Source organism: Pseudomonas donghuensis (assembly GCF_000259195.1).
Classification (GTDB): Bacteria; Pseudomonadota; Gammaproteobacteria; order Pseudomonadales; family Pseudomonadaceae; genus Aquipseudomonas; species Aquipseudomonas donghuensis.
In genome coordinates, this window is sequence record NZ_AJJP01000184.1 from 39,583 (window position 1) to 48,932 (window position 9,350).

The 9,350-nt window shown below is 60.0% G+C and carries 6 protein-coding genes and 1 pseudogene; 6 read left to right on the forward strand and 1 reads right to left on the reverse strand.

What is annotated here, in order from left to right; all coding sequences use genetic code 11:
• The first annotated feature begins 119 nt into the window (after window positions 1-119).
• The 6 genes from UW3_RS0101265 to UW3_RS0101295 all read left to right on the forward strand — a co-directional run bounded on the left by UW3_RS0101265 (window position 120) and on the right by UW3_RS0101295 (window position 8,121).
• Entirely contained in the window at window positions 120-1,514 is a 1,395-nt protein-coding gene (locus tag UW3_RS0101265) for an MFS transporter (RefSeq protein ID WP_010220325.1), read from the forward strand.
• Between the two features lie 9 nt (window positions 1,515-1,523).
• Complete coding sequence (locus UW3_RS0101270) at window positions 1,524-2,036, forward strand: single-stranded DNA-binding protein (RefSeq protein ID WP_010220326.1); 513 nt, start codon at window positions 1,524-1,526, stop codon at window positions 2,034-2,036.
• Window positions 2,037-2,305: 269 nt separating this feature from the next.
• Window positions 2,306-4,096, forward strand: a complete 1,791-nt coding sequence (locus tag UW3_RS0101280; protein ID WP_026001144.1) for a type I secretion system permease/ATPase — start codon at window positions 2,306-2,308, stop codon at window positions 4,094-4,096.
• Window positions 4,077-5,390, forward strand: a complete 1,314-nt coding sequence (locus tag UW3_RS0101285) for an HlyD family type I secretion periplasmic adaptor subunit (protein WP_010220328.1) — start codon at window positions 4,077-4,079, stop codon at window positions 5,388-5,390. Before UW3_RS0101280 ends, UW3_RS0101285 begins: the two co-directional genes overlap by 20 nt.
• Entirely contained in the window at window positions 5,387-6,781 is a 1,395-nt protein-coding gene (locus tag UW3_RS0101290) for a TolC family outer membrane protein (protein WP_249684281.1), read from the forward strand. The genes UW3_RS0101285 and UW3_RS0101290 overlap by 4 nt, the downstream gene beginning before the upstream one ends.
• Window positions 6,782-7,404: 623 nt before the next feature.
• On the forward strand, window positions 7,405-8,121 hold the full coding sequence (locus UW3_RS0101295) for a response regulator transcription factor (protein ID WP_026001146.1): 717 nt from the start codon (window positions 7,405-7,407) through the stop codon (window positions 8,119-8,121).
• 162 nt (window positions 8,122-8,283) lie between these two features.
• On the opposite strand, the pseudogene UW3_RS0101300 reads toward UW3_RS0101295, so the two are convergent.
• Window positions 8,284-9,350: pseudogene (locus UW3_RS0101300) on the reverse strand (DUF5801 repeats-in-toxin domain-containing protein); the annotation flags it as partial.

The window sequence follows — 9,350 nt, forward strand, 5'->3', positions numbered from 1 at the left end:
CTCGGCGGGCATAAACGGTTGAGTATACGGCTCCATGCCATTACGCGGCAAAGCGTCGCGTATATGCCGTTAAGCGATGGGGCTGGTAGAATCGCCGCCGGTTCACACGAGGTTTATCCATGCACGATCCCCACAGCGAACGCATGAGTGGCAGCGAGACCCGCGCCGCAGGCGGCCTGGCCCTGGTGTTCGCCTTCCGTATGCTGGGCATGTTCATGGTCCTGCCAGTACTGGCGACCTATGGCATGGACCTGGCCGGGGCCACCCCGGCACTGATCGGCCTGGCTATTGGTGCCTACGGCCTGACCCAGGCTTTCCTGCAGATTCCGTTCGGGGTGATCTCCGATCGCATCGGTCGGCGCCCGGTGATCTACCTGGGCCTGGTGATCTTTGCCCTGGGCAGCGTGCTGGCAGCCCAGGCCGACTCGATCTGGGGGGTGATCGCCGGACGTATCCTGCAAGGCGCCGGGGCGATTTCTGCCGCGGTCATGGCCTTGCTCTCTGACTTGACCCGCGAACAGCACCGGACCAAGGCCATGGCCATGATTGGCATGAGCATCGGCCTGTCGTTCGCCGTGGCCATGGTCGTCGGCCCGCTGCTGACCCGCGCCTTCGGTCTGTCGGGGCTGTTCCTGGCCACTGCGGCCATGGCCCTGGTCGGTATCGGCCTGATTGCCTTCGTGGTGCCGGCGTCACACGGTGCGTTGCAGCATCGTGAGTCGGGGGTGGCCAAGCAGGCCCTGGGGCCGACCTTGCGTCACCCGGACCTGCTGCGCCTGGATGTAGGCATCTTCGTCCTGCACGCGATCCTGATGGCCAGCTTCGTCGCCTTGCCCCTGGCCTTTGTCGAACGTGGCGGGCTACCGAAGGAAGAGCACTGGTGGGTGTACCTGACCGCCTTGCTGATTTCATTCTTTGCAATGATCCCGTTCATCATCTACGGCGAAAAAAAGCGCAAGATGAAACGTGTCCTGCTGGGCGCGGTCAGTGTGTTGATGCTCACCGAGCTGTTCTTCTGGCTGTCAGCAGACAACTTGCGCGAACTGGTGATCGGCACCGTGATATTCTTTACTGCCTTCAACCTGCTGGAGGCATCCTTGCCTTCACTGGTAAGCAAGGTGTCGCCCGCCGGCGGCAAGGGGACGGCCATGGGGGTGTATTCCACCAGCCAGTTCCTTGGTGCCGCGCTGGGAGGAATTCTCGGTGGCTGGTTGTTCCAGCACGGTGGCCTGAGCACGGTGTTCCTAGGCTGCGCAGCGTTGTGTGCCCTGTGGTGGGTCGTGGCGCTGAGCATGCGTGAACCGCCGTACGTGACCAGCCTGCGCATGCCGTTATCGGCCGAGGCGGTACGGGAAGCGGGGCTGACCGAGCGGCTGATGGCCGTACCGGGTGTGACCGACGCAGTGGTGGTGGCCGATGAAGCCGCCATCTATATCAAACTTGATACACAAATTTTGGATCGCACGACCCTGGAACGCCTGGTAAACCCGGCTTCCTCCGCGTGCGAAGCCTAGGAGAACGTTATGGCCCGTGGGGTTAACAAAGTCATTCTGGTCGGTACCTGCGGCCAGGATCCCGAAGTCCGCTACCTGCCCAACGGTAACGCCGTGACCAACCTGAGCCTGGCGACCAGCGAACAGTGGACCGACAAGCAGACCGGCCAGAAGGTCGAGCGTACCGAATGGCACCGCGTTTCGATGTTCGGCAAGGTTGCCGAGATCGCCGGTGAATACCTGCGCAAAGGCTCGCAGGTCTACATCGAGGGCAAGCTGCAGACCCGTGAGTGGGAAAAGGACGGCATCAAGCGTTACACCACCGAAATCATCGTCGACATGCAGGGCACCATGCAGCTGCTCGGCGGCCGTCCACAGAACCAGGACGGCGCCCCGCAAGGCGGCAACAACTACAACCAGGCGCCACGCCAGCAGGCTCCGCGTCCACAGCAGTCCGCGCCACAACAGCGCCCGGCACCTCAGCAGGCCGCACCGCAGCCGGCTCCGGACTTCGACAGCTTCGATGACGACATTCCGTTCTAAGTCGCGCTGGGTGACCAGAGACAATCGGTAAAATGTCTAGCCAAAGCCCCCGTTTAACGGGGGCTTTGGCGTTTTAGGGGGATAGTTTCAGTTGACCCAATTCTGCTAGCGCCATTCGGTGCTCGGCCATCAACAGCATGGCGGCCTGCTTGAAGCTTGGTTCTTCCCGTTCCAGGCGACTTGCCTGAGGCGATCTGGCCAATTGCTCAACGCAGTCGTTCGGCATGATCTAAGCTCCACAAAGGATGGCGTTTCGAGCAGGGGTTTCAATGCGAAGCACACCTGAAAACAGTCTGAAGCACGCGTTGAAAATCTGTAGAGACAGCTTTGTTTCTGTTGGCTTCTTCAGCTTTTTCATTAACGCGTTAATGCTCGTCCCTACCTTCTATATGCTTCAGGTATATGGGCGAGTGATGTCGAGCGGAAGCCTGACGACCCTGGCAATGCTAACCCTGATCATGACCGGGCTGCTGATCACGCTTGCCTCCCTGGAATGGATCCGTTCGCGGATCATGGTTCGGGTCAGTACCCGGCTGGATGTGTTGTTGAGTCGCCAGGTCTATAAGGCCAGTTTCAAACGGGCTCTGGAAAGTGGCGGCATGGATGCCTCGGCGCAGTCGCTCAACGACTTGACGGGCTTGAGGCAGTTTCTCTCCGGTAACGGGTTGTTCGCCTTTTTCGACGCGCCCTGGCTGCCGATCTATATCGCGGTGATGTTCGCGTTTCACCCCTGGTTTGGCTGGGTAGCGACCGGCAGTGCTCTGTTGTTGTTATTGCTCGCATTTATCAATGAGAAGCTGACCGGGCCGGTACTGGCCCAGGCCAACAAGGAGCATATCGGCGCGACGCTCTACACCACGAAGAACCTGCGCAACGCCGAAGTCATCGAGTCCATGGGCATGCTTGAAACCCTGATGGATCGCTGGGGGCGCCGGCAAAGGAACGTGCTGCTGCTGCAGTCCCTGGCGAGTGATAGAGCAGCGATTGTCAGTACGATTTCCCGGTCTTTCCGGCTTCTGGTGCAATCACTGGTGCTGGGGCTGGGGGCCTACCTGGCGGTGGATCATCAGGTGGGCGCAGGTATGGTGTTTGCCGGGGCCGTACTGCTGGGGCGGGCACTGGCCCCCATCGATCTGATCATCGGTAGCTGGAAGGGCTTTATTGCCGCTCGCTCGCAGTACAGTCGTCTGAACGAGATCCTCGACAAACAACAAGCGCAAGCCGAGCGTCTGTCTTTACCTGCGCCCCAGGGGCACGTGCAGGTCGAGAATCTGATAGTCGCGGCACCTGGCTCGAAAACGCCGATCATCAAGAACATCAGCTTCAGCGTACCTGCCGGTTGCGTGGTGGGAATCATCGGTCCAAGTGCCTCGGGCAAGTCGACCCTGGCCAGAGCTCTGATGGGGGTGTGGGCGCCGCAGCATGGGGTGGTCCGGCTGGATGGCGCGGACATCAGCACCTGGGACAAGCATGAGCTTGGCCCGCATATCGGTTACTTGCCCCAGGATATTGAACTGTTCGAAGGCAGCGTTGGCGAGAACATTGCCCGTTTTGCCGAGGTCGATTCGGCGAAAGTCATTCAAGCTGCCAGGACGGCGGGCGTTCACGAGATGATTTTGCTGCTGCCCGATGGCTACGACACCATCATCGGCAGCGAGGGCGTCATGCTCTCGGGAGGGCAGCGCCAGCGCATCGGACTGGCTCGCGCCCTGTATGGCAACCCGCGACTGATTATTCTCGACGAGCCCAATTCCAACCTTGACGAAGTCGGTGATCGGGCCCTGGCCGCAGCCATCCAGCAGCTCAAGCAGACCGGCGCGACGCTGTTTGTAATTACTCACCGAACCAACATCGTCTCGCAACTTGACCGGCTCATGGTGATGAGAGCTGGGGTTATCACGCTCTATGGGCCACGCGACCATGTGCTGGCCGAACTCAATGCGCAGCAACCGCAGGTACCAAAGCACGCCATGCCAGCACCAGTAGGCGCCAGCATGGCCCCGGTCGAGACTAGCAAGGGCAATGGCAATGAACCCTACGATGCCCAGCCGTCAAATTGAAAGCTTCGCTGACCTGCCCATAGCCGATCGTAAAATCCGCCGCCTGGGCCTTGGCATTGTAGGGGTGACTTTCGGCCTGTTCGGCACCTGGGCGGCGATCGCGCCCCTCGACGGCGCTGCTTACGCGCCGGGGGTGGTCACCGTGCAGGCTTATCGCAAAACGGTCCAGCACCTTGAGGGGGGCATTGTCAAAGAGGTGCTGGCCCATGACGGTGACATCGTCCAGCGTGATGACCCGCTGATCATTCTCGATGATGCCCAGTTGCGCTTCGAGTACGAGATAGCCCGAAGCCAGCTGCTCGCGGCCAGAGCCATGGAGGCCAGGCTCATCGCCGAGCGCGACACGCTACCGGAGATCGGTTTTGGCAAGATCGCCGATCTCGCCAGCCTGCGGGGAGAGGAAGCGCGTCAGGGCGAGACTCAGGTGTTCAACGCTCGGCAGGGCTCGCGGCTGGGCCAGATAGCGGTGTTGCGCGAGCGTATTGGCCAGTTGAATCAACAGATCAAGGGACTGGAGTCGATGATCGGTGCCAAGGTTAGTCTGGAGAAATCCTACAGCAGTGAAATCAATGAATTGACCGACCTGCTGCAGCAGGGGTTCGTTGACAAACAACGTCTGCTCGAGCAGGAGCGCAAGCTGGGGATGCTCAGGTCGGAGGTGGCTGATCACCGTTCCACTATTAACAGGACGCGTCTGCAGATCAACGAAACGCAGCTGCAGATTCTGCAGGTCGACAAAGATTTCAGTGCCGACGTTGTCAAGCAGCTGGCCGAGGTCCAGACCCGGATATACGACCTGCAAGAGAAAACCTCGGCCCTGGAAGACCGGCTCAGCCATATCGTCATCCGCGCACCCGACGCGGGCATGGTGATTGGCATGACAGTGCACACCATTGGTGGTGTGGTGCGGCCGGCAACGCCGTTGCTGGACATCGTTCCATCGGTTTCCGAGCTGGTCATAGAGGCCCAGGTGGCACCGGTGGATATTGATCGCATCGCCATCGGCAAGCGTGCCGATATCCGTTTCGGTGCGTTCAAGAGTTCGACGACGCCGGTGATCGAAGGCGAGGTCAGCAGCGTATCGGCTGACCGGCTGACCAATGAAAAGACCGGGGCTGCCTATTACCTGGCGCGGGTCCGGGTAACCGAGGAGGGCGCGCGCACCCTGGGTGAGCGCAAGTTATTGCCGGGGATGCCGGCGGACGTGTTGATCATCACCGGACAACGCACGCTGTTGCAGTACTTGATGCAGCCGGCCCGCGATGTCATGTCTCAATCGATGATCGAGGAATGACCGTGGGCATGTCGTCAGTGCTTTTTGGGGGGGTGTTCATGCTTGCAGCGGGTGCCGCCCTGGGGCAAACCGCTGCACCAGCATCGACCGGGGTCAGTGCCTCTACGTTCTCTACCGACCTCATGCAGTTGTATCGCGAGGCGCGACTGGAGGACCCGCGGGTATTGGCCTCTTTTGCGCAAGCGCAGGCGGGCAAGGAGCATCAACGCGAGGCCATGGGGGCGCTGTTGCCGCAATTATCGCTCAATGCCGGGTCGAACCGAATTCACCAGGAAAACGACCTGATACAGCAGAGTTACGATAGCGAAAGCTACAGCCTGGTGCTGCGTCAGTACCTCTACAACAAGGCCGCCTGGGAGAACTACCAAAAATTCAAAAGCTTGGCCAGGCAGTCCGAGTCGCAAGCACTGGATGCCCAGGCCGAGGCCACTGTGGAATTGGCGCGGCGTTACTTCACCGCGTTGGCGGCCGAGGATGAGCTGGAGTTGGTGAGGGCGGAACGTCGAACCACGCAAAAGAGTCTGGACCGAGTCAATGCGTTGTACGAAAAGCAGCTGGCGTTGGTGACGGACCAGCTCGACCTCAAGGCTCGGGTGGATTTGCTCGCGGCGCAGGAATTGGATGCCCGCAACCAGGCCAGTATCAGTCGCGAGGCACTGGCGGAGATCGTCGGCCGGCCAGTCAAGGAGAAGCTCAACCGGATACGCGATGACGCGCAGCTACGGGTTTCGGCGCAGAGTATGGAGGACTGGGTCCGCGAGGGTATAGCGCAAAACCCGACGCTCAAGGCCAGCGAGAGTGGTGTCGAAGCCGCGGGTGCCGCGTTGCGCAGTGGCAAGGGCGGGCACTATCCGACCGTGAGCCTGAACCTGAGCGCACAAGAAACCAACGAGGGCTACAACAACTCCCAGACGCCGCGTACCGACAGCTATGTTGCTGGCATCGGCGTTCAGGTGCCGCTGTACAGCGGCGGCTCGACCTCGGCGCGGGTCCGTGGGCTCTACCAGGATCAGCTGACCGCCGAGCAGGAGCTGGAAGCGATCCGGCGCCAGGTGGTCAAGGAGATCACCAGCGCTTACCTGACTGCCAATTCGAACGGCGAAAAAATCCACGCAAATCGTCTGGCCCTGGCCTCGGCAAAGCTTTCCAGGGTGGCAGCAGAGAAAGCGTTGACCTACGGGATGGTCAATGCCGTCGATGTTCTGGCCAGTGTACGCAACGAGTTCCGCGCTCGGCGTGACCTGCTCAAGACGCAGTACGAATTCCTCAGTAATGTGTTCACCCTCAATCGCTGGGCGGGAAAACCGCCAGCCGAAAGTGTCGACAGTGTCAATGGCTGGTTGAGTCCCGGCAGCCCCGCCCAGGCAACGGACGTTGAATCCGAGTATTAGCCGAAAGCATGCCTGGTCATTGAAAGCGGATGATCGCCAACCGATTGCCATGATCTACAGCCCTAGCGCCGGAAAACGTCATGTTCATCAGCGGGCAGGTCATGGCTGCGACGACTAAATGCGCGCGCCTTTATCCATTCACCCCTGCGGGCTGTCAGGTCAGGTTCATGGAACTCGCAGAAACGGGATGAGTCGAAAAATTGACGACCGCATTATTGGCGCATGTAATTACACACCATTCGTCTGTTAATTGACGATCTTGCTCGGTGTCAGACTGTGCTTACAGGCCGCCTGTAGCGAGCCTAAGACCTTGATTTCCGAGGGCTAGGGCCACTCCTTGAAAGCATCGATCGGGCCCCCCGCATGAGGCTTGAGTCTGCTGCGGGTGGGTGGCGGCGCGTTGGGCTGACCTAGACTCAGTTGAGGGGCTCTAGGGAGCACAGCATCGTGCGTAAGCTATTGATAGTTATTTCTATTTGTGTTGTCTCGATGACGCTTTCCGGCTTTGGGACGCGTCCGCAACCCTTGTCGATGCCACGGCTAGACGTGGCCCCAGGGCCGTTGGCCCTGCTAGGTCAACGGGTGCAGGTCATAGATCGTTTTTCATGGGAGGCAGGAACATCATGCCTAACCACAGAAAGTCGATACGTGTGATGCTGGTCGATTGTCGTCCCCTGGTTCTCATGGGGCTTCATGACTTGATCAATGCCAGGAAGCCGCGGATGGAAGTGAGCGGCGAGGCCACCACCTATACCAATGCGCTGGATCTTGCCGATCAGTTGCATCCCAATGTCATTCTTTTCAGTTTCTTTCTGGACGTGCTGAACCCGCTGGAGGTGGTCGCGGGACTCGCTCGCAACGCTGAAATGAAAGTGCTGGTGCTCAAGGGCCTGTACGAAGCCGTCCCCGTTGTCCAGGCGATAGAGGCGGGCGCACGCGGTATCGTGCTGGCGGAAGACCCGACGGAGTCGATCATCCAGGCCATCATCAAGGTTCACCATTACAACAGTGGGCTGGACAGAGCCTGGGTCGGTGGGCTTTCCGGCTATGCCGCGACCGTGCATACACCTTTGAAATATAACCTGGAGCGGGCGAAACAGGCGCGTCTGACGCTGCGCGAGAGGGAACTGATTCGCGCCATCGTGGGCGATCCGTCCGCCAAATACGTGAGTATTGCCGGGCGCCTGGGGATCAGTGAGCACACCGTGCACAACCACCTCAGCAACATCTATCAAAAGCTGAATCTGATCAATCGCATCGACTTGCTGATGTACGCGCTGAAGCACGGGCTCAACAACAACGAAGAACCGCCCGAGTCCATCCGGGTGGAGCGGGATTGATTTTCACGTCGAAACAAGACTGCTTGAGCACGCTTTGGGTGCGCCTGGGCCATCACCGGGGCAGGGGCCCCAGGTTGAGGGTGCTGACGTTGTCGAAGTTTCAAAAAGTAATGCGAGGGGGGTTGCCACGCCACCCTCGCATCCTTTCACACGTGCGCTGCCTCAGGCGCCGCCAAACACAATGTCGCTATTGAGCAGATCGACCCCGACCAAGGTGATGGTCGTTGTCTGTCCGCCCGCCTCGGCAACCGTCACGATGCTGTCTGCACCGCTGTTGTCGATCGATTGGACAACGGCGTTCTGGTCGCCGTTGAGCACCAGCGTGTCGCGCAGGCTTAGGCTCGCATCGAAGCCGGTGACCTGGTACAGGTTCTCATCGGCGGACAAATCGATGTTGAAGGCATCCCGCTCACCGCCCGTACCCACCAACCGGTAGTCGAAGAGGACGTCGGTCGGGTCGTTGGCGAACAGGTTGGCGTCGAACGCACTGGTCGCCGTGTCCCCGTCCTTGTCCGTCAGCGTCGCATTGAACGCCAGCTTGATATCGCTGGCCAGGTTCTCGCTCTGCTGAATGAACTGGATCACTGGGATCTTGATCTCGCCCCTGGCCATCGTCAGCTGCACCGCATCGATCAGCGCCGTGCCCTGCTTCTCAATGAGGAAGGATACCTGCCCGCCAGCCTCCGGCGTCAGGGTGTTGACCTCGATGAGGTTCGAGAACGTGCCATCCTCGTAGTAGATCCTGTAGTACAGGTCTTCTGTTGCCGTAGTGTATCCCCCCACGGAGTTGTCGATGAACACCTTCATGGCTGTCAGCAGGCTCTCCGGGTTGACGACGAAACTTTCATCGGCGTTGCTGATGGCCGCCAGGTTGTCCCCTTGGAAAAGGTTGTTGGCGACGCCGATGCCGGATGTGCTGACGTTCATGGACGCGGGGTCGATGTACGCGGGCAAGGGGTCGGTCTGTAGCACCGTTTCGAGGGGGTCGGGTTTCCCCAGCCCAATGCCGGTCAGGATGTCCGCCGTTGACGCAAGCGCCTTGGCGGAAAAGAACACAATCTCCTCGGAGGGCGAAGGGATAGTCAGGTCAGCCGGCTCTGGAATCAACAAGGTGCGTACGGGGTCCGGGCCGCCGGCAGCGAGCGCGCCGTCGGCACTGCTGAGCATGATCGTCGAGCCGAAGCCTTGCACCAGATCCAGTGCATAGCTGCCATTGGCAAAGGCGGTCA